Source organism: Flavobacterium pisciphilum, assembly GCF_020905345.1.
Lineage (GTDB): Bacteria > Bacteroidota > Bacteroidia > Flavobacteriales > Flavobacteriaceae > Flavobacterium > Flavobacterium pisciphilum.
This window is the reverse complement of record NZ_JAJJMO010000001.1, coordinates 5,027,698-5,049,780: the sequence shown is the minus strand read 5'-3', so window position 1 is coordinate 5,049,780 and position 22,083 is coordinate 5,027,698. Positions and strand designations below refer to the sequence as shown.

The 22,083-nt window shown below is 31.2% G+C and carries 23 protein-coding genes; 14 read left to right on the top strand and 9 right to left on the bottom strand.

Annotated features, from left to right (window positions below; translation table 11 throughout):
- Positions 1-266 precede the first annotated feature (266 nt).
- Positions 267-2,531, bottom strand: a complete 2,265-nt coding sequence (locus tag LNQ49_RS21520; protein ID WP_229990997.1) for a M1 family metallopeptidase — start codon at positions 2,529-2,531, stop codon at positions 267-269.
- Positions 2,532-2,714: 183 nt separating this feature from the next.
- Here LNQ49_RS21520 and LNQ49_RS21515 point away from each other — a divergent pair, with 183 nt between their 5' ends.
- From LNQ49_RS21515 to LNQ49_RS21505, 3 genes are all read left to right on the top strand, one after another.
- Positions 2,715-3,566 (top strand): aldose 1-epimerase family protein, encoded by an 852-nt coding sequence (locus tag LNQ49_RS21515; RefSeq protein WP_229990996.1) that lies wholly within the window; start codon positions 2,715-2,717, stop codon positions 3,564-3,566.
- Between the two features lie 22 nt (positions 3,567-3,588).
- A complete protein-coding gene (locus LNQ49_RS21510; protein WP_229990995.1) occupies positions 3,589-4,146 on the top strand; it encodes a GNAT family N-acetyltransferase in 558 nt (185 codons plus the stop codon).
- A gap of 248 nt (positions 4,147-4,394) precedes the next feature.
- Positions 4,395-4,952, top strand: coding sequence for a DUF3575 domain-containing protein (locus tag LNQ49_RS21505; RefSeq protein ID WP_229990994.1), 558 nt, complete (start codon positions 4,395-4,397; stop codon positions 4,950-4,952).
- 1 nt (position 4,953) lies between these two features.
- Here the strand turns inward: LNQ49_RS21505 and LNQ49_RS21500 are convergent, their stop codons facing one another.
- Both LNQ49_RS21500 and LNQ49_RS21495 read right to left on the bottom strand, forming a co-directional pair.
- The gene (locus tag LNQ49_RS21500) at positions 4,954-5,181 is read right to left on the bottom strand and encodes a VF530 family protein (protein WP_229990993.1); all 228 of its coding nucleotides are present in this window, start codon (positions 5,179-5,181) and stop codon (positions 4,954-4,956) included.
- Between the two features lie 101 nt (positions 5,182-5,282).
- Positions 5,283-5,909, bottom strand: a complete 627-nt coding sequence (locus LNQ49_RS21495; RefSeq protein WP_229990992.1) for an outer membrane beta-barrel protein — start codon at positions 5,907-5,909, stop codon at positions 5,283-5,285.
- A gap of 144 nt (positions 5,910-6,053) precedes the next feature.
- Between LNQ49_RS21495 and smpB the strand changes: the two genes are divergently transcribed.
- The 3 genes from smpB to LNQ49_RS21480 all read left to right on the top strand — a co-directional run bounded on the left by smpB (position 6,054) and on the right by LNQ49_RS21480 (position 8,323).
- Positions 6,054-6,506 (top strand): SsrA-binding protein SmpB, encoded by a 453-nt coding sequence (gene smpB, locus LNQ49_RS21490; protein ID WP_229990991.1) that lies wholly within the window; start codon positions 6,054-6,056, stop codon positions 6,504-6,506.
- A gap of 78 nt (positions 6,507-6,584) precedes the next feature.
- Positions 6,585-7,211, top strand: coding sequence for a hypothetical protein (locus LNQ49_RS21485; RefSeq protein WP_229990990.1), 627 nt, complete (start codon positions 6,585-6,587; stop codon positions 7,209-7,211).
- Positions 7,212-7,315: 104 nt separating this feature from the next.
- Positions 7,316-8,323 (top strand): helix-turn-helix domain-containing protein, encoded by a 1,008-nt coding sequence (locus LNQ49_RS21480; protein WP_229990989.1) that lies wholly within the window; start codon positions 7,316-7,318, stop codon positions 8,321-8,323.
- Between the two features lie 28 nt (positions 8,324-8,351).
- Here LNQ49_RS21480 and LNQ49_RS21475 read toward each other — a convergent pair whose 3' ends face one another.
- Positions 8,352-8,993: a protein-L-isoaspartate(D-aspartate) O-methyltransferase gene (locus LNQ49_RS21475; RefSeq protein WP_229990988.1), complete on the bottom strand. Its 642-nt coding sequence runs from the start codon at positions 8,991-8,993 to the stop codon at positions 8,352-8,354.
- A gap of 143 nt (positions 8,994-9,136) precedes the next feature.
- Between LNQ49_RS21475 and LNQ49_RS21470 the strand changes: the two genes are divergently transcribed.
- From LNQ49_RS21470 to LNQ49_RS21435, 8 genes are all read left to right on the top strand, one after another.
- Complete coding sequence (locus tag LNQ49_RS21470; RefSeq protein ID WP_229990987.1) at positions 9,137-10,102, top strand: Gfo/Idh/MocA family protein; 966 nt, start codon at positions 9,137-9,139, stop codon at positions 10,100-10,102.
- Between the two features lie 86 nt (positions 10,103-10,188).
- On the top strand, positions 10,189-11,076 hold the full coding sequence (locus LNQ49_RS21465) for a 3-hydroxyacyl-CoA dehydrogenase family protein (protein ID WP_229990986.1): 888 nt from the start codon (positions 10,189-10,191) through the stop codon (positions 11,074-11,076).
- Between the two features lie 27 nt (positions 11,077-11,103).
- Positions 11,104-11,628 carry a hypothetical protein gene (locus LNQ49_RS21460; protein ID WP_229990985.1) on the top strand — a complete coding sequence of 175 codons (525 nt, stop codon included), beginning with the start codon at positions 11,104-11,106 and terminating at the stop codon, positions 11,626-11,628.
- Positions 11,619-12,278, top strand: coding sequence for a YggS family pyridoxal phosphate-dependent enzyme (locus LNQ49_RS21455; RefSeq protein WP_229990984.1), 660 nt, complete (start codon positions 11,619-11,621; stop codon positions 12,276-12,278). Before LNQ49_RS21460 ends, LNQ49_RS21455 begins: the two co-directional genes overlap by 10 nt.
- 261 nt (positions 12,279-12,539) lie before the next feature.
- A complete protein-coding gene (locus LNQ49_RS21450) occupies positions 12,540-13,901 on the top strand; it encodes an exonuclease domain-containing protein (protein ID WP_229990983.1) in 1,362 nt (453 codons plus the stop codon).
- 30 nt (positions 13,902-13,931) lie between these two features.
- Positions 13,932-14,771 (top strand): ion transporter, encoded by an 840-nt coding sequence (locus LNQ49_RS21445; RefSeq protein ID WP_229990982.1) that lies wholly within the window; start codon positions 13,932-13,934, stop codon positions 14,769-14,771.
- A 155-nt stretch (positions 14,772-14,926) separates the two neighbouring features.
- Positions 14,927-15,847 (top strand): tRNA (adenosine(37)-N6)-dimethylallyltransferase MiaA, encoded by a 921-nt coding sequence (gene miaA, locus LNQ49_RS21440; RefSeq protein WP_229990981.1) that lies wholly within the window; start codon positions 14,927-14,929, stop codon positions 15,845-15,847.
- A 6-nt stretch (positions 15,848-15,853) separates the two neighbouring features.
- Positions 15,854-16,597, top strand: coding sequence for an acyl-[acyl-carrier-protein] thioesterase (locus LNQ49_RS21435; RefSeq protein ID WP_229990980.1), 744 nt, complete (start codon positions 15,854-15,856; stop codon positions 16,595-16,597).
- 199 nt (positions 16,598-16,796) lie between these two features.
- Here the strand turns inward: LNQ49_RS21435 and LNQ49_RS21430 are convergent, their stop codons facing one another.
- The 5 genes from LNQ49_RS21430 to fabV form a co-directional block, all read right to left on the bottom strand.
- Positions 16,797-17,513: a response regulator transcription factor gene (locus tag LNQ49_RS21430; RefSeq protein WP_229990979.1), complete on the bottom strand. Its 717-nt coding sequence runs from the start codon at positions 17,511-17,513 to the stop codon at positions 16,797-16,799.
- A gap of 3 nt (positions 17,514-17,516) precedes the next feature.
- Positions 17,517-19,100 (bottom strand): sensor histidine kinase, encoded by a 1,584-nt coding sequence (locus LNQ49_RS21425; RefSeq protein WP_229990978.1) that lies wholly within the window; start codon positions 19,098-19,100, stop codon positions 17,517-17,519.
- 59 nt (positions 19,101-19,159) lie between these two features.
- The gene (coaE, locus tag LNQ49_RS21420; protein WP_229990977.1) at positions 19,160-19,756 is read right to left on the bottom strand and encodes a dephospho-CoA kinase; all 597 of its coding nucleotides are present in this window, start codon (positions 19,754-19,756) and stop codon (positions 19,160-19,162) included.
- Position 19,757: 1 nt separating this feature from the next.
- A complete protein-coding gene (locus tag LNQ49_RS21415; protein ID WP_229990976.1) occupies positions 19,758-20,756 on the bottom strand; it encodes a glycosyltransferase family 2 protein in 999 nt (332 codons plus the stop codon).
- A gap of 128 nt (positions 20,757-20,884) precedes the next feature.
- A complete protein-coding gene (gene fabV, locus LNQ49_RS21410; RefSeq protein WP_229990975.1) occupies positions 20,885-22,075 on the bottom strand; it encodes an enoyl-ACP reductase FabV in 1,191 nt (396 codons plus the stop codon).
- Positions 22,076-22,083 lie beyond the last annotated feature (8 nt).

Genomic DNA, 22,083 nt, shown 5'->3' with positions numbered 1-22,083 from the left:
AACTTATTTTATTCATCGATGCAAATTTACATCTTTTTTTTAATTACAACACCTTATTTAAAAATTGTAACATTTTTTTAATATAATGTTGTTTTTATAGATTTATCGCATTGTTGCAACTAAATTCTAAGCAAAAAATTAAATTTTTAACAAAAAAATCGGCTATTTGAGTTACTCTCAAATAGCCGATTTCAACATTTTAAAGCTTTTAAAGCTGTTTAAAAAAGCTCAAAAGTTCTAATTCTATCTAAATTTTTAAATTTAAATTACTCTTTTGTAAATTCCATTACTTGTGAATTTTCTAAAATTGTCATATTTAATCCTGTCTTATTAAATACAAATCTTAATCCAGCTCTTGTTGATTCAAAAGTATCTACAGCATCAGCAACTGGCTGAACTGAAAATTTAGGATAATTAGGAAGCTCTACAGTAAGTCCATCATTTTTTTCTGTAAATGTTATTTTTAAAGGTGTTCTTTTACTTGAATATGTACCTAAATATGAATCTAAAACAACATCTTTTTCAATTTTACCACTTCCAGCTGTCCATACATTATTACTTTCATTACTATCTGGAAAAACGTGATCAGGGTCAATTGTAACACTTTCTATTTCTTCTGTAGAGTCAAATTTAAAAGACCACTCTGTATTTCTTTGCCAGATTTCAACTGGTAGTTTTGTTCTAGAAACTTTACCGCTTTTAGTTTTTACATCTATTACAACAGGCATTACCATCTTTTCAAAATTCTCAATAGTAATAATAATCCCTTTTTTAGGATCATTTTTCACATATTTAATAGAGTTAATACCTTGATCAAAACGCCAGTTATTAACAAACCATCCTCTCCAGAACCAACTTAAATCCTCTCCTGCAACATTTTCCATTGTTCTAAAGAAATCATCTGGTGTAGGGTGTTTATAAGCCCAGCGCTCAATATAAGTACGGAAAGCAATATCAAAACGCTCTTTACCTAATACTTGTTCTCTCAAAATCACCAAACCTGAACTTGGTTTATAATAACACAACATCCCAATATTTGCCTCCTTCATATTATCTGGAGAACTCATAATCGTTTCTAATTTAGGACTAGTAAACATCTCTGCCATTTTATGTAAATCTCTTGGCGCTTCCTTATACTCTCCTTTATTAAACTCAGCAGTACTTAGCGAATTGATAAAAGTATTAAATCCTTCATCCATCCAACCAAATAATCTTTCATTTGAACCTACAATCATAGGAAACCAGATGTGTCCAAATTCATGGTCTGTAACTCCCCATAGGTCTTCTCCTTTTGACTCCCAACTACAAAATACAATTCCTGGGTATTCCATTCCTCCTTCATTTCCTGCTACATTTGTTGCAACTGGGTAAGGATATTCAAACCATTTGTTTGAATAATTTTCGATTGCTCCTTTAGTATACTCTGTAGAACGTCCCCAAGCCCCATTTCCTGCACTTTCAACTGGATAAGCTGAAAGAGCTAATGATTTTTTTCCACTAGGTAAATTAATTTTAGCACCATCTAAAATAAATGCAGCTGAAGATGCCCAAGAAACATCACGAGCATTTTTTATTTGATAATGCCATGTTTTTTCTCCATTTACAGGGACAGATGCTGCTGATACAACCTCTTCAGCTGAGCGAATCATAACTGTTTTATCACTTTGAGCAGCTTCTTTAAAACGTTTTTGTTGTTCAGCAGTATATACCTCTGAAGCATTCAACAATTCTCCTGACGCAACTACAAAATGATTAGCTGGAACAGTTAATTTTAAATCAAAATCACCATATTCCAAATAAAACTCTGAAGCACCTAAATAAGGATGTGTATTCCAACCTCTTACATCATCATACACACACATACGTGGATACCACTGTGCTATTGTAAATATTTTACCATTTTTAGTTTCAAGAACTCCTGTTCTATCTGATCCTTCATTAGGAGCTATGTATGAAAATTCAATTTTAATTTTAACGCTACTCCCTTTCGCAGCTAATTCTTCTGGAAGAAAAATTTGCATTCTAGTATCAGTAACAATATATTTTGCATCTGCTTCAACAGATTTTTTCTTGCCAAGAACAGTTACTTTTACTGATTTTATTTTATTTCCACCATCAAAAACTTGGCCTTGAGCACCGTTACGACTTCCTGTTAATGGCACTACTGCATTTCCTCTTGAGTCTTCTTTAAATAAATTCTGATCCAAATTTAGCCAAACAAAAGACATTTTATCTGGACTATTGTTGGTATAAGTAATTTCATCTGTACCAATAATCTCATTAGTAACTCCATTTAACTTTGCAGTTATTTTATAATCTGCTCTGTTTTGCCAGTATTCAGCACCTGGCTGACCGCTTGCTGAACGAGTTGCAGTTCCATTTTTAGAATAGAACAATGGAGAGAATGACTCATAATAATCATATTTAGAAATAGGATTAGTATTCGTATTAGGAACTTGTTGCGCCCATGTGGTCGAAATTCCAAGCAATAAAGCCATAGACAATACGGCTCTCAAAGAGTGTTTTTTCATTTTTGTACCTGTTTATCTAGCAAATTAATGAAAAAAAAAGGTATTTATGAATTAAAACCAACCAGATTAATACAATTTCATATAAATTCCATCAAAAAATATTTCATCTTCTTTTTTATCTATAATTTAATTTTATAAATATATTTACAATACATATTTTTTAATCTCTACAAAACCTAAATTTTGATTACAATCATCTCAAATTCGAAACTTTCTGCTTCAATTAAACATGCTGGAGCCGAATTATTTTCATTAAAAAACAAACATAACAAAGAATATATTTGGGAAGGAAACCCAACTTTCTGGGGCAAACACTCTCCAGTCTTATTTCCAATCGTTGGCACTTTAAAAAACAACACCTATACTATTAATACTGAAACATATCATTTACCACGACATGGCTTCGCTAGAGACATGGAGTTTAATCTAGTTTCTAAAACTGATGAAAGTGCTATCTTTTCAATTCAATCAAATGATGTGACCCTAAAAGTGTATCCTTTTGAATTTGAACTACAACTAATTTACACCTTAATAGATTCTCAATTGGATATCCAATATAAGGTAATCAATAAAACTGCTTCCAAAATGCCATTCTCTATAGGTGCTCATCCTGCAATAGCACTACCAGAAGATTTTGAGAATTATGCCTTAGAATTTGAAAAAAAAGAAACCTTAAAATATTCTTTGCTTGAAAATGATTTAATTTCCGATAAAACAAAGCAATTAGAAACAATTGAAGGTCAGGTTCAACTAAATTATCCGTTATTTGAAAATGATGCTTTAATATTTAAATCATTAGATTCAAATTCTTTAACTATTTTAGAAAACAACATTCCTTATATTAAAGTTGATTTTGCAGATTTTCCTAGTTTAGGTATTTGGACAAAAGTAAATGCTCCTTTTATCTGTATTGAACCTTGGTTTGGCTACTCTGACACTAATGAAAATTCTGGAAATTTTTTCGAAAAAGAAGGAATCCTGACTTTAGAAGCAAATCAAACCTTTAACTCCAAATTTAGTATCGAAATTCTATAACTTAATCTTATTTATATACCCTATGTTAAATCTTAATTTTTCACCATTCCCTATACTTGAAACTGAACGCTTGCTCTTTAAAAGAATAACAGATGAAGATGCTAACGAAATCATAGCCTTACGTTCTAATCCTGAAACTATGAAATACATTCCAAGGCCACTCATAAAAACTACTGAACAAGCATTAGAACACATAGCGCAACTTAATAGCATTATAGAAACTAATGAAGGAATCAATTGGGGAATTACACTAAAAAATGATCCGAAAATAATTGGATTTATTGGTTATTTTAGGGTGCAACCTGAAAATTACCGTGCAGAGATTGGTTATATGCTATTACCTGAGTTTCATGGAAAAGGAATTATCCCTGAAGCAACAAAAACCGTTATTGATTATGGTTTTAATGATATGAAACTACACTCAATCGAAGCTGTTATTGATCCAGATAATCTAGCCTCAGAAAGAGTTTTACAAAAAACTGGTTTTGTAAAGGAAGGCCATTTTAAAGAATCTGAATATTATGAAGGTCGTTTTTTAGACAATGTTATTTACTCATTATTAAACAAAAAAAGTGTTTAACCTACTTAGGCAGCATTGAAAACAAAAAAAGATCAGAATACACGACTCAATCATTTAACATAAAAAAGAACACAAGCTCATTGTAAGACAAGGTTTTAAAAATTCATTCCCCTTTAAATGACTTACATGTTTTTAATCAATTCTTGTTAAATTTTCAAATTACAACAATACAACATAATGCATTGCGTTATATTTGCACCCGAAACTAGCAATCAAAACGAACTTATTGCTAGCAATTACTAGATTTTATGAAAAAATTATTTGCCTTAATCGTTCTTTTATTTACAATTCAATCGCATAGCCAAACTTATATAAAAGCAAATGCTCTTACAGCTTTAGTAGCAATTCCTGATGTTGCTGTAGAAACAAGTATTGGAGAAAAACTAACTCTTAATGTTGACTTAATGGCGTCTTTTTGGGAATCCTTTGATGGGAAAAGTCCAATGAAATTTGTCACTTTCACTCCTGAAATTCGCTACCATTTTAACGAAAAATTCAATGGTTTATATTTTGGTGGTCACATTGGAGCTGATATCTATAAAATCCAAAAATGGGGTTACTGGGATACTAATAAATATGAAGAAGGGCATGGATATAGATTAGGAGCCACACTTGGATATCAAAAGAAATTAAATAACAAATTCATGCTTGACTTTTTTGTTAGCGGAGGATGGCATCAAGGTTTTTATAAAGGTTTTTACAATGATGGTACTCCGGGTCGTTATGAAAAAGCACCACATTATAACAAAAGTGGTGAATGGTTGCCTTATGGTGGCGGTGTAATGATTTCGTATAAATTAAATTAATTTATACCTGAAATTTAGGAATCGATTTTATATATAAATCCTCTACTTTTTTTCTAGCCCAATCTGTTTTTCTTAAGAAAGTCAAACTAGATTTTATACTAGGATTTGAAGTAAAGCATTTAATCGGGATTAATTCACCCAAAGTATCAAATCCATAGTAACCAACTAGTTTTTCGAGTATAGTTTGAAGTGTTATTCCGTGTAAAGGATTTCTATCTTGATTTTGCATTTTATGTTTTTTAAATAATAATAAAAAGACCGTACTATAAAAAGTACGGTCTTTCTTTTTTACAAAATTACTAAATTGAAATTAAAATAATCTTCTATAATTTAGAATATGAATTTAAATCCAACAGCAAGTGGTGTTGTTAGATTTGCACCTCCAACTGCATAAGCTGAATCAACATTAGCCATATGTGCTAATCCAAAATTAGTTACTGTAGTTTTAGAACCATCTTTTGGATCTAAAGTAGTAGATGTGAAATTAGCTAAGTTATAAGAAAACTCTACAGAGAAATATTTTGTCACGAAGTAATCAAATCCACCTGATAATGTCAAACCAAATTGGTTTATTTTTAAATCACTCTCTTTTTCTTTACCAGTAATAATTGGTGCTGCCAACTGTCCGAAGAAATATAAAGAACCCGCTACATTCCAGTATTTTCTTGCTAATGGCTGAATAACTATTAAATCAGTTTTTGCTGCTGTACCTTTGTCTGAATCAGATTTCATATTAATATACCCAAGTCCTGCCCCAACAGCAACCGATGGCGTTATAAATGTACCAACTATTGGCACTACTGATAAATTTGTATGTTTTACATCATCCGTTTTGGTTTGTTGGTAACCAAATTGTGATGTTACAAACCATGCTCCTTTTAAACCTTGATTAACTTCCTGAGCTTTTACTGTTAACCCCATTAATACAATACTAGCTAATGTTAAAATTTTTTTCATGTCTTAGTTTTTTATTTTAAATTATTTAACAAACTTAGGTGTAAGTTTTTTCTTGAAAAATGATTAAAATCATAGTTTAAAAATTTTCTTTAATTATCTTTGATTTTACTAAAGTTTTTCTTTTTTATTTTACATTTGTACACTATGTTAAAAACTGTCAATATTCTCAATAAGAGAGCCCGCTTCGATTACGAAATAATAGATACCTATACTGCTGGAATTGTTTTAGCTGGAACTGAAATCAAATCAATACGTCTTGGTAAAGCAAACATTACCGAAAGTTTTTGCGAATTTAGTGGTGATGAACTTTTTGCTATAAATACTTATATTGAAGAATATACCTTTGGAAATCAATTCAACCACAAATCCAGAAGTGAACGAAAATTGCTTTTGAATAAAAAAGAGTTAAAAAGTCTTCAGAAGAGTGTGCAAGCAAAAGGATTAACAATTATTCCATTAAAGTTATTTACTAATGAGAAAGGACTTGCCAAACTACAAATCGGACTTTGTAAAGGAAAGAAAAACTACGACAAGCGTGAATCTTTAAAAGAACAAGATACTAAGCGTGACCTTGATCGAATCAAGAAGGCTTTTTAATTTAATCTCTTTCTTACTAAAGTCTTGTCTCGATATTTACACTTATTTTTACTACAATAAATTCTAAATGTTCAAGTTATGAAAAGAATATTTGTTGTATTAACTGCTATCTTACTATATGGATGCGGCACTAATTCTTCAATTGTTAGTAGTTGGAGAGATCCACAAATAACAATTAGCTCAGAGAATTTTAAAAAAGTATTAATTGTAGCTTTAATAAAAAATGAAGAGACTCGAAGAATTATCGAGAACAGAATTGCTGCAAATAGCCCTATTTTTCAACCTTCTTATCCTTTCTTGAATCAAATTAGTAATGGTCTCACAGATGATCAAAAACTAAAAATACTAAGCGATGAAAATTTTGATGGCGTTATAACCATGCGCTTGGTGAGCAAAGAAAAACAAACCAATTATGTTCCAGGAATAGATACCAGTATTTATTATGGAGGCTATGATGGTCTATATGGAGGCCCTTTTGGCGGTTGGTACGGAATGTATGGAACCGACTTTTATTCTCCAGGTTATTATGTAGAAAACACCTACTATATAGTAGAAACCAATGTTTTTTCTTTAAAAGAAAAGAAACTAATATGGACTGGCACTACAGAATCTACTGATGTTACAGATATCGGCATAACCGTAGACGACATTATGAGAACTATAATATACGAGATGAATAAAGACGGAACTCTCCCTAAAAAATAATACTTATTAGACAATATAATAGCATTGAATTTATTTTAATGCTATTTTTTTATCGCTAAAACAATGACTAAATTTGTCTTGACAATTTAAAATTTGCCTCTAGAATGAAAATGATACTTAAAAATGCTCGAGAGCAAAAAGGATTTAAAACCCGAGAGGTAGCCCAATTACTCGAAATTGATCAAGCTTTAATAAGTAAGTTTGAAAGCGGCACCCGAAAACCTACTAGAGAACAAATTGTTAAACTTGCTTCTTTACTCGAAATTGATTTTGAAAGCCTATTAATTGTTTGGTTAAAAGAAAAAATACTACACGAAATCGGGCATGAAGAACTAGCGCTTAAAGCACTACATCTCGCCGAAATCGAAATTCAAAATATTAAAAAAACTGACAGCTCTATCATTTTATCTACATTACAAAATATCTTAGATGAAATTGAAATCTTAAAAACAAAAATACAATCATTTCAACAATTTGATTTACATAGAATTTCTAAAATTTTAGACCTTGAATTCACCTATGAAAGTAATCGTATTAATGACAACACATTGACGCTACAAGAGACTAAAGCAGTAATTAATGAGGGACTAACAATTGGAGGCAAAACAATGCGTGAACATTTAGAAGCTGTAAACCATCATGAAACTATTTCTTATATTAAAGATTTAACTCAAAAAAACAGTTCTATCAATGAAAAAGAATTACTAACGATTCATAACCAAATTTTAAGAGGAATTAAACCTGAACATGCAGGAAAATACAAAAATGATCCTTTGATTCTTCGTGAAATGAATTCCTTTTTCAGTTGGTTTGAAACCAATAAGAACACACTACACCCCATATTATTAGCATCTGAAGCCCATTTGAAAATCATAGTAATTAATCCTTTTGAAAGCGGAAATATTCAAATAGCGCACTTATTAATGAATTGGATATTAATTCAAAACGGCTATGTTTTTGCAACCATTCAAGGGGATGATGAGCACAAAAATGAGTATCTCTCTATTTTAGCAGAAAGTCAAAATCAAAATGATAAATCAATTTTTATAAATTACGTTGCACAAGTAGAAAAAGAAAATTTACAGCGTGCAATCCAATTAGTTACTCAATAAAAAAGCCCATCGAAATGGGCTTTTTTATTTAATTTTTATCTTCTAATAAAGGTACGAATCTAAATTCTCCAAACTCGTGTTTTTCAAATTGAGTTTCATTTTTACGAATGAGTAACGTCATAATTTGAACATCTTCTCCTAGCGGAATCACTAACCTTCCTCCTATTTTTAATTGCGCCATTAATGGCTGAGGAATAAATGGTGCCCCTGCCGTCACAATTATACTATCAAATGGCGCATAACCAGGTAATCCTTTATAACCATCTCCAAAAGAAAGATGCTTAGGGCGAATTCCTAATTTAGGAAACAAGATAGATGTTGTTTTAAATAGTTCATTTTGTCTTTCAATACTATATACCTTGGCTCCCAACATATATAATACCGCAGTTTGATAACCAGATCCAGTACCAATTTCTAATACTTTGTGATCTTTTTTAACTTCTAACAGCTGCGATTGAAACGCAACAGTGTAAGGTTGAGAAATAGTTTGCCCCGCACCAATCGGGAAAGCTTTGTCTTGATAGGCATAATCTTCAAAGCTAGAGTTCAAAAAAAGGTGTCTAGGAATTTTTTTTATCGCTTCCAAAACAGCTTTATCGGTAATTCCCTTTTGTTGCAAAGTGCTTACTAATTGATTCCGAAGTCCTTGATGTTTGGCAGTGTCTTTCAATGTTTGTTCTTTTTATTTTGGCAAAAATAAGAAAGTAAATAGTAATTCAAATATTGATTCTTAAATATTAAATTACTAAAACTTTAAAGCATTCACTTTCACTTTCAACAAATAAATTATATTTTTGTTAAAAATACATTCTCATGTTAAAAGTAGGAGTTTTAGGTGCTGGTCACTTAGGTAAAATACATTTACGTTTATTACAACAATCTGATAAATATGAATTAGTTGGTTTTTATGACCAAAATCAAGAAAACGCCGAGAAAATTTCCAAAGAATTCGGTTATAAAAATTTCAATACAATTGCAAAGTTAATACATGCTGTTGATGTAATTGATATTGTAACCCCAACATTATCACATTACAAATGTGCTAAGGTAGCTATAAAATCAGGAAAACATATTTTTATTGAAAAACCAATTTCGAATACTGTTGAAGAAGCCGAAGAAATAATTGCTTTAGCAAAAGAGTATAACGTAAAAGGTCAAGTTGGTCATGTTGAACGCTTTAATCCGGCTTTCATAGCAACAAAGGACATGATCGAAAATCCAATGTTCATAGAAACACATCGTTTAGCCGAATTTAATCCTCGTGGTACAGATGTTCCTGTAGTATTAGATTTAATGATTCATGATATTGATGCAATTTTAAGTGTAGTAAAATCGAAAGTTAAAAGCATCAATGCTAGTGGAGTTTCCGTAATTAGCGACACTCCTGATATTGCCAATGCACGAATTGAATTTGAAAATGGTTGTGTTGCAAATTTAACAGCAAGCCGTATTTCGATGAAAAACATGCGCAAAACACGTTTTTTCCAAAGAGACGCTTATATTTCTGTTGACTTTCTAGAGAAAAAATGTGAAGTTGTTCGTATGAAAGATGCTCCTGAAATTCCAGGTGATTTTGATATGATTTTGCAAAATGCAGAGGGGGTAAAAAAACAAATTTATTTTACAAACCCTGATGTAGAGCAAAACAATGCAATTCTAGATGAATTAGAATCTTTTGCAAATGCTATAAACACAAATACTGATCCAGTAGTAACTTTAGATCAAGCAACAGATGCATTAAGAGTAGCTTACCAAATTATTGACTGTTTCGATAAATAAAATAATCACAAAAAAAGCTAGCCATAAATTCACGAATTAATTTGTGAATTTATGGCTAAAATTATAAAATATAGTACTTAAATAATATGAAAACAATAGCTGTAATCGGTGCTGGAACAATGGGTAACGGAATTGCTCATACATTTGCTCAAAGTGGTTTTACTGTAAAACTAATTGATGTTTCTGAAAAATCATTGGATAAAGGAATGGCAACTATTGCCGCTAATTTAGATAGAATGCTTGCTAAAGGAAGCATTACTGCAGAAGAAAAAGCCAAAACAATAACAAATATTATTACTTACACAGACATTAAAGATGGTGTTGTAGGTGTAGATTTAGTTGTAGAAGCTGCTACTGAAAACATTGATTTAAAACTAAATATTTTTAAGCAATTAAACGAATCTTGTTCGCATAATACTATACTAGCAACAAATACTTCATCTATTTCTATAACACAAATAGGAGCTGTTGTAGCACATCCTGAGCGTGTTATCGGAATGCACTTTATGAATCCAGTGCCAATCATGAAATTAGTAGAAATCATTCGTGGTTACAACACCAGCGATGAAGTAACTAAAATCATTATGGAATTGTCTCTAAAACTTGGAAAAACTCCAGTTGAAGTAAATGATTACCCTGGTTTTGTTGCCAATAGAATTTTAATGCCAATGCTAAATGAAGCTATTGAAACGTTATACAACAAAGTAGCTGGTGTTTACGAGATAGATACAGTAATGAAACTAGGAATGGGACACCCTATGGGACCATTACAACTAGCAGATTTTATAGGTCTTGACGTATGTTTAGCCATTTTAAATGTAATGTACGACGGATTCAAAAACCCCAAATACGCACCATGCCCGTTATTAGTTAATATGGTACGTGCTGGAAAATTAGGAGTAAAATCAGGCGAAGGTTTTTATGATTATAGTGAAAGTAAAAAAGCAGAGAAAATTTCGAAGCAATTCATATAAATTATTTGTATAGTCTAAATTTAAATTATGGAAATATTTGAGGGTGACTATAAAAACTTTAACAAACGTCTTTTGTCTATAAATAGCTTTGTTGCCCTTGCAACATTTGCCTTTTATTCATACATAATACTTAGTCTTGATCTTGCTAAATATTACACGGTCATTATTGAGCTAATTTTATGTATCATATTAATTTCAATAGTTTTTTATAGAAATAAAAGTTTTTTTATACAAACAATATCTTTTGATAAAAATACTATTTTATTGCAAGGTGAAATTTTTAATAATGAATATAGAAAAGAACTCGATATAAAAGAAACTAATATAGAACTAAGATGCTTGTCTTCTAAGCAAGGATTAGAAAGCGTACTTTTTTATATTAGATTAAAAAACAAGAAGGATAAGTATACTATTAATTTATTTGATACATTTTCTGATGAGCAAATAATCGAAATCTTCAATGAGTTCAAAAAACATAAAGAAGAAAAAATCATAATGGACGAAAAAATAGATATATTAAGAATTCAAGAGAAAATAGAAAAATGTCAATAGCATCAAATTTAAATACCATAAAAGCTTCTTTACCTGAACATGTAACATTGGTTGCGGTTTCTAAAACCAAACCTATTACTGATTTGATGGAAGCCTACGAAACAGGTCAACGTATTTTTGGAGAAAACAAAATCCAAGAAATGACCGATAAATGGGAAGAAATGCCGAAAGACATTCAATGGCATATGATTGGACATGTACAAACCAATAAAGTGAAATTTATGGCTTCGTATGTTAGCTTAATTCACGGTGTTGATAGTTTAAAACTACTTCAGGAAATTAACAAACAAGCATTAAAAAACAATCGCGTTATTGATTGCCTACTTCAAATGCATATTGCCGAAGAAGAAACGAAATTTGGTCTTGACGAAAAAGAACTCACATTACTCCTAGCCTCTGATGAATTTCAAAATATGAAAAACATTCAGGTTATTGGTTTAATGGGAATGGCAACTTTTACAGAAAATCAAAACCAAATAAAAAAAGAATTTACACATTTAAAGTCTATTTTTGACTCATTACAATCCACAAAAACTGCAAACTGCAAGTTGAGTACTGTTTCAATGGGAATGTCCGGAGATTATCAACTTGCAATCGAATGCGGTAGTACCATGGTTCGCATTGGAAGTAGTATATTTGGAGGAAGATAAAAAAATAAAAATAATTTCAATAGTAGTCTGAATAGTAATGTATTTTTTTTTTGATTTTGAATAGAAATTTCAAATTTTAGTATGATTCAAGAAAAAGAAAACGAAAATGGCTAATTGAAGAAGTAGAGCAGTTAATTGCAATCACTTCAAAAATGATATTAAATAAAAAATAATTAATTGCAATTTCAAAAAAAACAATAACATTTTAAATTCTTGAATTGGTATTTTTATTGAAATTAAATTTTGAAATTGACATTAAAAATGTACGCAATACTCGACATAGAAACAACTGGAGGACAGTTTAATGAAGAAGGAATTACCGAAATTGCCATCTATAAATTTGATGGCCATGAAGTAGTTGACCAATTCATTAGTTTGGTTAATCCTGAAATTCCCATTCAACCATTTGTTGTAAAGCTTACAGGTATCAACAATGCAATGTTACGCTCAGCTCCAAAGTTTTTTGAAGTTGCCAAACGAATTATCGAAATCACCTCAGATTGTGTTATCGTAGCGCACAATGCCTCTTTTGATTACAGAATTTTACGTACCGAATTTAGACGCTTAGGCTATGATTTTGAAGCTAAAACTCTTTGCACAGTCGAACTTGCCAAAAAATTAATTCCAGAACAACCTTCTTACAGCTTAGGCAAACTAGTACGTGCACTTGGAATCCCAATGGCTGACAGACATCGTGCCAATGGTGACGCAATGGCAACAGTTAAGTTGTTCAAAATGCTTTTAGAAAAAGATACAGAAAAAACAATCATAAAAGATTTCATAAAACTCGAAATCGAAAAAGGCATTGCACCTAAACTTTTAGATATTGTAGCACAAGCACCAACAAAAACAGGTGTATATTATATCCACAATGAAAGTGGAACCATCATTTATATTGGCAAAAGTCGAAATATAAAAAAACGCATCAATCAGCATTTTACAGGAACAAATATCAAAAGCAAAAAAATTCAAGCCGAGGTATTTACTGTTACTTATGATGAAACGGGAAGTGAACTAATTGCGCTTTTAAAAGAAAGTGAAGAAATAAAAGTTAACAAACCAAAATACAATCGTTCTCAGAAAAAAACAATTTTTCCATTATCTTTATATGTCGAAAAAGACAAAAAAGGATATCTAAACTTAAAACTTCAGAAAACTGATGGACGAAAAAAAGAAATTACATCTTATGGAAGCCTGCAAGAAGGAAAAAATGCTTTATTTTTTATAACTGATAAATACAAACTGTGCCAAAAGCTCACTGGTTTATACGTTACTAAAAAAGAATGCTTTCAATATAAAATAAAAGAATGTGACGGTGCTTGTATTGGAGAAATCACTCCAGAAACATACAATGTAAGAGTTCAAAATTTCATTACAGATTATAGCTTCGAAAACAAAAATATGGTTTTAATAGACCGCGGTCGAACTGTAAATGAACGTAGCGCTGTATTAATAGAAAATGGTGTTTATAAAGGTTATGCTTTTTACGATTTAAACTACCAGATTACCAACATCGAAATCCTAAAAAATATTCTTATACCAATGCAAAGCAATCGTGATGCTAAGAGTATAATTCAGAATTATATGAGAAAAAGCAAATCATTGAAAGTAATTCATTTTTAATACATATTAACATTCAGTATCTTCGTAGGCATGATAAGAATCAAATCTAAATACGACCTTTTCAGACAAAAAACCCAAATCATCCTTTATGGTACAAATACCTTCTTAGGACGCTTATTCGACTTGGTGCTTTTGGGGCTTATTTTGTTGAGTGTCCTTTTAGTAATGCTAGATACGGTAGAAGGAATCAACCAAAGATACCACTCACAACTACTTATTTGCGAATGGATTATTACTGCTTTTTTTACTATTGAATTCGTCTTACGTATTATATCAATACAAAAACCAGTAAAATATGTTTTTAGTTTTTACGGTATAATCGATTTAATGGCAATATTGCCCATGTATTTATCGATATTTTTTCCTGCTACAAATGTTTTAACCATTGTAAGAGTCTTACGATTCTTTCGATTGTTCAAAATTTTACATATTCCACAAATCTCACAACAATCCATACAGCTTCGAGAAGCAATGGAAGCTAGCAAAGAAAAAATTCTGGTTTTTATTTACTTTGTTGTTATTAGTGCCATAATTATTGGTTCATTAATGTATGTAGTCGAAGGCAAAGAAAGTGGCTTTACGAGCATCCCTATGGGTATCTATTGGGCAATCGTAACCTTAACAACGGTAGGTTATGGCGATATTTCACCAGCATCACCATTGGGACAATTTTTAGCCTCTTTGGTAATGATTATGGGGTACGGAATTATTGCTGTTCCAACTGGAATTGTAACTGCTGAGTTTGCAAAAAGCAGTCTAAAAAGCAATGCTGTTAGCACAAAAAAAACATGCAAAAATTGCAACTCACAAGTTCATTTTGATAATGCTAAATATTGCTACGAATGTGGTAAAACATTAGCAGATAAATAATTTAAGAAGCTATTCCAGCTGTACATTACAACTCCTCCTTATATTCGTGTTTTTTTAAGGCATAAAAGGAGCTTCATAAAGTCGCTCTTATATTCCAAAAAAAAGTAAACGAATCTAAGTCCGGGGTTTTACATTTCCATCTGGGCTAAAAAAATATGAAATACTTAATCACAATCGTTGGCCCAACAGCTATAGGCAAAACTGCCTTAAGTATAGCATTGGCACAACATTTCAAGTGCGAGATACTATCGTGCGATAGCCGTCAGTTTTTTAAAGAAATGACAATTGGTACAGCCGTACCTAATCCTGACGAACTACAGGCTGCTAAACATCACTTTATACAGAATATATCTATATTCGAAAACTATACAGTAGGCGATTACGAAAAAGAAGCTATAATCAAATTAGAAGAATTATTCAAACACAACGATTATGTGATTCTTATAGGTGGCTCAGGATTATATGTTGATGCTGTATTAAAAGGATTTGATGAATTTCCTGAAATAGATACTGCAATACGCGCGCAAGTAGCTCAGGAATACGAGCAAAACGGGATTACGTACTTACAGGAACAATTAAAAAAATTAGACAGTAGTTATTACGATAAGCTTAGTGCCGAAAATCCACAAACCTTGCAAAATCCTCAAAGGATGATGCGTTTTGTAGAAGTTTGTTTAGGCACAAAAAAGCCATATTCTTCGTTTCTTAACCAGAAAAAAAACAATCGGGACTTCACTCCTATCCTTATAGGTTTAGAAGCAGATAGAGCTGTAATTTATGACCGAATAAACCAACGAGTAGACATAATGGTAAATAACGGTTTAATAGAAGAAGCTCAGAGTCTTCATCCCAACAAAGCGTTAAATGCGCTACAAACTGTCGGATATCGAGAATTATTTAGTTATTTTGATGGCGAATTCACATTGCAATTTGCAATCGAAGAAATCAAGAAAAACACTCGACGTTTTGCAAAACGTCAGCTAACTTGGTTTAAACGAAATGAAAACACCAAATGGTTTGATTATCTAACGCCAAAAAGTGAGATAATAAACTTCATCGAAAAAAACATAAAATAATTCACAATGCCCATATCACCAAACTTCACATCTGTTTTAAGCAAAGACTGGGAGATCAATTTTACGCAATGCACACCAAATGGATATTTGAAATATACTGACATGTGCAATCTTTTACAACTAACCGCTGCAGCTCATTCAGAAGTTGGAGGAATTAGTTTTACTGATATGCAGGAATTTGACCAGGCATGGGTTTTGAGCCGAATGCGTGTAGAAATTATAGCTTTACCTAAATGGCAAGACGTAATAACAGTAAAAACTTGGATTAATAGCTTAGAGAATTCTCGCTCTGTTCGTGCATTAGAAATGTACGTAAATGGTAAAAAGATTATTGGTAGCGAAACATTTTGGGCGGTTTTCAATACCAAAGCACGTCGTCCTGAAGGCTTGGCCTTACCTTATGAACATTTTGAATTGTTTCCCAATAATAGAGCAACTGTTGATGGTTTCTCAAAAATAAGCGTCAACCCAGAGAAAGAATCAGTTTTTGAAAAAACAGTTTATTTATCTGATTTAGATATTGTGAACCATGTCAATAATGTAAAATACCTTGAATGGTGCTTGGATCACGTAGACTCAGACAAAATATTAAATCAGGAAATAGAAAGTTTTGAGATGAATTTCATGAAAGAACTATCTTTAAAAGATAGTGTTGTAATCCATGAAAGCGAAACTGAAGCTAATACTACTTTTAGTATTACAAAAGAGGATAAAACCTGTTTTGCATTACAACTTAATTGGAAAAAATAATAGCTCTTTAAAAACAAAATGTAGCCCTGATTGTAGTGGAAAGCATTTTAAAATAAAAAAAAGGCATTTCTTGAGTAAAAATAGCAACCAACGGAAGCTCATTTTTAATCATTAGAAATGCTTTTTTATGAAAAATCTTGTAACGTAAAGCAGGATTAGTTACAAAAAAAAAAGCTCCGATTTCTCGAAGCTTATTTATTTATGCATTTACTTTGTTTTTAACAACTAGTCTAAAACCTTCTCCGTGAATGTTAAGAATCTCAACATCTTCGTCTGGTTTAAGATACTTTCTAAGTTTGGCGATATACACGTCCATACTTCTTGAAGTAAAGTAATTATCATCTCTCCAGATTTTTGTTAAAGCCAATTCTCTTGGCATTAAGTCATTTTCATGAAGGATTAACATTTTCAATAATTCGTTTTCTTTTGGAGATAACTTTATTGGCTCATCATTTTCAAAAGTTAAAAATCTAAGTTTTGAATTTAAATGAAATTTACCAATGTTAAACTCAAATTGAACTTGCTCTGCTTTTGTATCAGAAGATTTTCTTTGAATGATTGCTTTAATTTTCATAAGCAATACTTCTGAATCAAACGGCTTGTTCAAATAATCATCAGCACCTGCTTTGTACCCTTTTAACACATCTTCTTTCATCGATTTTGCAGTTAAGAAGATAATAGGCACTTCACTATTTTTCTCTCTGATTTCTTTTGCTAACGTATATCCGTCCTTATATGGCATCATGACATCAAGAATACATAAATCGTATACGTCTTTCTTGAATTTCTCGAAGCCTTCCATTCCGTTTTTTGCTAATGTAACTTCAAAATCATTTAGCATTAAATAGTCTTTAAGAACTGCACCAAAATTAAGGTCATCTTCTACTAAAAGAATTCTTTTATTGATATTTTCCATATTTTAATTTATTAGTGGTATTTTTATTATAAAGGTACTACCTTTCCCTTTTTCACTTTCAACGTAGACTTGACCATTATGATCTTCTACGATTCTCTTTACATATGATAAGCCCAATCCGTGTCCTTTTACATTATGTAAATCTCCTGTATGTTCTCTGTAAAATTTCTCAAAAACTCTTTTTTGAGCCACTTTACTCATCCCTAATCCATTATCTTTTACTTTTATAAGAATCATATCTTTAATGTTCTCCGTAAAAATTTCAATTTTAGGAATACCTGGCGAATACTTTATAGCATTCTCCAATATATTAACCAAGACATTAGTAAAATGCACTTCATTAATTAATGCTGTTGCTCTCGCTGCATCATAATGATTTGTAATAGTACCTCCTCTGTCTTCAAGAATCAAACTTACATGCTCTATTGCATCATCGATAATCCCATGGATTTCGGTTGGTTCTTTATTTATATCTAATTCTCTTTTCTCTAATTTAGAGATTCGTAATACATTCTCAACTTGAGCATGCATTCTCTTGTTTTCGTCTCGTATCATTTGAAGGTACCTAAACACCTTCTCTTTATCTTCGATTATTTTAGGATTTTTTATGGCATCCAAAGCCAAATTTATTGTCGCAATTGGAGTCTTAAACTCATGCGTCATATTATTTATAAAATCTGTTTTAATTTCAGATATATGCTTCTGACGTATCAACTGATTTAATGCGCTTGTATATGCAATTATAATAATAAGCGTAAATATGATTGACAATATTGTTATACTTACCAATTCTGATAATAAAAACTTCTTCTTATGAGGAAATGTTACTGATAGCTCGTATTTATTATTACCTTCATTATCCGCAAAAATCGGTATAGAATAAGTTGATTCCTTATCATATTTAAATCCATCCGATTTAATTTTGGTTGCAATACCGCTACTGTAAATCCCAAACTCAAATTTTGTTTTTACACCGTATTCTTCTAATTCCTTTTTTAAGAGTTTTTGTAACTTCTCTTTGGTAATTCTTTCATTAATAGGCATTGCTGAAGCAATGTCTTTAAAGAATATTTCAAATTGTGCATTATCTAAAACATCTAGATTTCCCGATTTTTCAATCTTTACATCTGGAATTAAACTTTGCTGTAATGACGAATTATCTATATTGTTATTATTATAGATTTCCGTTGTACGTTTAGAATTAAAATTCTTAAACCTTTCGTTAGTAAATTTTTTATCAAAGAACGATCCATTTATATTATAATCTTCCGATATAATACTATTTGAATATACAATCATTTTATTCGTTCTAGGATTTTTCTGAACGTAATAAAATTCTAACAAATCATTTTTTTGTGGAACTTTACCTGTACTATCTTTATAATGATTGTACTTGTCATAAAAACTATACGCTTCTTGCTGTTGTAGCTTATCGGCTACATTTCCAATAACTTGCTTAACATGAAACTTAAACTGCTCATCATTATTTTTAAATGAAGAAGTAAACCAATATACTTGAACAAGAATTATCCCTATTAAGGACAAACTCATTAATAAAACAAGAATTCTAAAAAACATTTTATTCATCGAAACAAAATTAATATTTTAACAATATACTAAACAATACATTAACCAAATATTAACATTTAAGAGTGATTTTGTTTAATATTTAAAATTTTAAGAATTTTAACAACTTCTTGCTTTGCATTTTTAAGATTCAAATTATGAATAACGTAATTACTATTCGCTAAACGTTGTTCATCATTCCATTGCATATTCATACGTTTTAAAACATGTTCGCGAGTAGTTTTATCGCGATGCATTACTCTTTCAATTCTGGTTTCCTGAGGGGCGGTAACCGTAATTATAATATCACATTCTTTATAACGGCCGCTTTCAAACAAAATTGCAGCTTCGTATATTATATAGGGTTCTTTTTTATGTTTTAGCAACCAATTCTCAAAATCTTTTTTTACAGCAGGATGAACAATTGCATTAAGCAATGCTAATTTATCTGCATTATTAAAAACAATATCAGCCAATTTGGCTCTATTTAATGTATTATTCTCAAAAACTTCAGCCCCAAATATTGCTTGAATAGCAGCAATTATTTCTTCTGACTGCATTACTTTTTTGGCCTCATCATCAGCAATATAAACAGGAATTCCCATTTCATTAAAATAGCCTGCTATGGTAGTTTTCCCACTACCAATACCTCCGGTTAAGCCTATTACTTTTGTCATATTAAATCTTAAAAAATAATCCTGGGAAGGCTTCTTGTGGTTTTTTCTTTAAAATAATTATCTTAATAAATGACTCTAAAAAACCAGTTCCGTAACCATAAAATTGTTTCCAAACTGCAATAACTGATAAATAACCAATTTTCAGACTCTTATTTTGAATTGTTGCTACAATAAAAATCATAATAAAGTAAACAAAATACAACTGCAATAAGATGTCAAGGTTAAAAATTAGCAATATAACTGCTAAAGCAAGTCCCAGAATGAAAAGTGTTGGGAAGAAAAAAGTAAGTTTATTATACTGTGGATACCAACTATTAAGTATTGGTCTCGCTTTTCCAAATTTATTCACCTGAATCGAAAATTTATCCCAATCGATTCTTCGTTTATGATATACGTAAGCATTAGAAAAAAGTCTAGTTTCGAAACCTAAATTCCACAAACGTATAGACAAATCTGGGTCTTCTCCTGGGTGAATATTCCCAAATCCTTTTGAGGCTTCAAATCCTTTACGAGACAATCCCATATTAAAGCTTCGCGGTTGAAACTTTCCTATTTTCTCCGAACCTCCTCTTATCCCTCCTGTTGTAAGAAATGATGTCATTGCAAAATTGATTGCCTTCTGAATATTCGAAAAGCTATCTAATGCTCTATCTGGTCCTCCAAAACAATCTACATAATCTTCTTTTAATGCCTTATCCACTTCAACCAAATAATTTGGAGGAATAATACAATCTGAATCAAAAATGATAAAATAATCACCTAATGCTTTTCGCATTCCATAGTTCCTAGAATCACCAGGCCCAGAATTTTCTTTAAAATAGTAGGATATATTTAATTTCCCTTGATATTTTTGAACTATCTCATCACATGGTAACGTTGAGCCGTCTTCAACTAGTACGACTTCAAAAGGCTCTTTATATTCAGATAACAGTAAGCTTTCTAATAGCTCATCAACTTCGTCAGGACGATTATACACTGGTATAATTAAAGAAAACACCATAATTAGGTATGCGGTATTAAGGTAGTATTTGTTTTAACTGTAAAATTTTAACAAAGATAAGTTATATCCATAAAAAAACCACCAACTTTTGGTTGATGGTTTTAAATAATTATATAATTTATACTGGTTTAAGCGATGCTTTCTATCCCAACTACTTCATTCGTGTCTGCTTTATAATCTACACCTGCAAATTCGAAACCAAATAAGTTTAAGAAATCGTTTCTATACCCAGCCAAATCACCAATTGCTGGCAATGTTTCTGTAGTTGCTTCTAACCATAACTTAGCTACTTTTTCTTGAACATCTTCGCGCATTTCCCAGTCGTCAATACGGATTCTTCCTTTTTCATCTGTAGGAATTGGTTTTCCAGTATATAATCTATCTTGGAATAAACGCTGAATTTGTTCAATACATCCTTCATGAAGACCTTCTGCTTTCATGATTTTATACAATAATGATATATATAAAGGAATAACCGGAATAGCTGAACTTGCTTGTGTAACTAATGCTTTGTTAACTGAAACATAAGCCTTACCATCTAGATCTTTCAAACTATCTGTAATAGCAAATGCTGTCGCTTCTAAATCATCTTTTGCACGACCAATAGTTCCTTTACGGTAAACTGCCTCTGTTAAAGATGGTCCTATATATGAATAAGCAACTGTTGTAGCTCCTGGAGCTAGTAAGTTTTCATTTTTCAATGCATCCATCCACATTGACCAATCTTCTCCACCCATTACTGCTACTGTATTAGCAATCTCTTCTTCTGTACATGGCTCAATAGAAACTTCTGTTACATTTCCTGTATGGAAATCAACTGTTTTATTAGTGAATGTACTTCCAATAGGCTTTAAAACTGAACGATGCAATACTCCTGTAACTGGATGCAAACGAACTGGAGAAGCTAAACTATAAATAACTAAATCTATCTGACCTAAATCAGCTTTAATCAAGTCTATTGTTTGTTGTTTAATTTCATTTGAGAAAGCATCACCATTGATACTTTTAGCATATAAACCTGTATTATGAGCTTCATTTTCGAAAGCTGCTGAGTTATACCATCCTGGAGAAGCTGTTTTTCCTTCAACTGGTGGCTTTTCAAAAAACACTCCAATTGTAGCAGCATTTGATCCAAATGCACTTGTAATTCTAGAAGCCAATCCAAAACCTGTTGATGCTCCAATTACTAATACTTTTTTAGCACCTTCAATTGGCCCTTTAGATTTTATGTATTCTATTTGATTTTTTACATTTTGCTCGCATCCTTTTGGGTGAGATGTCAAACAAATAAATCCTCTCATTCTTGGTTCTATAATCATAATTTTGG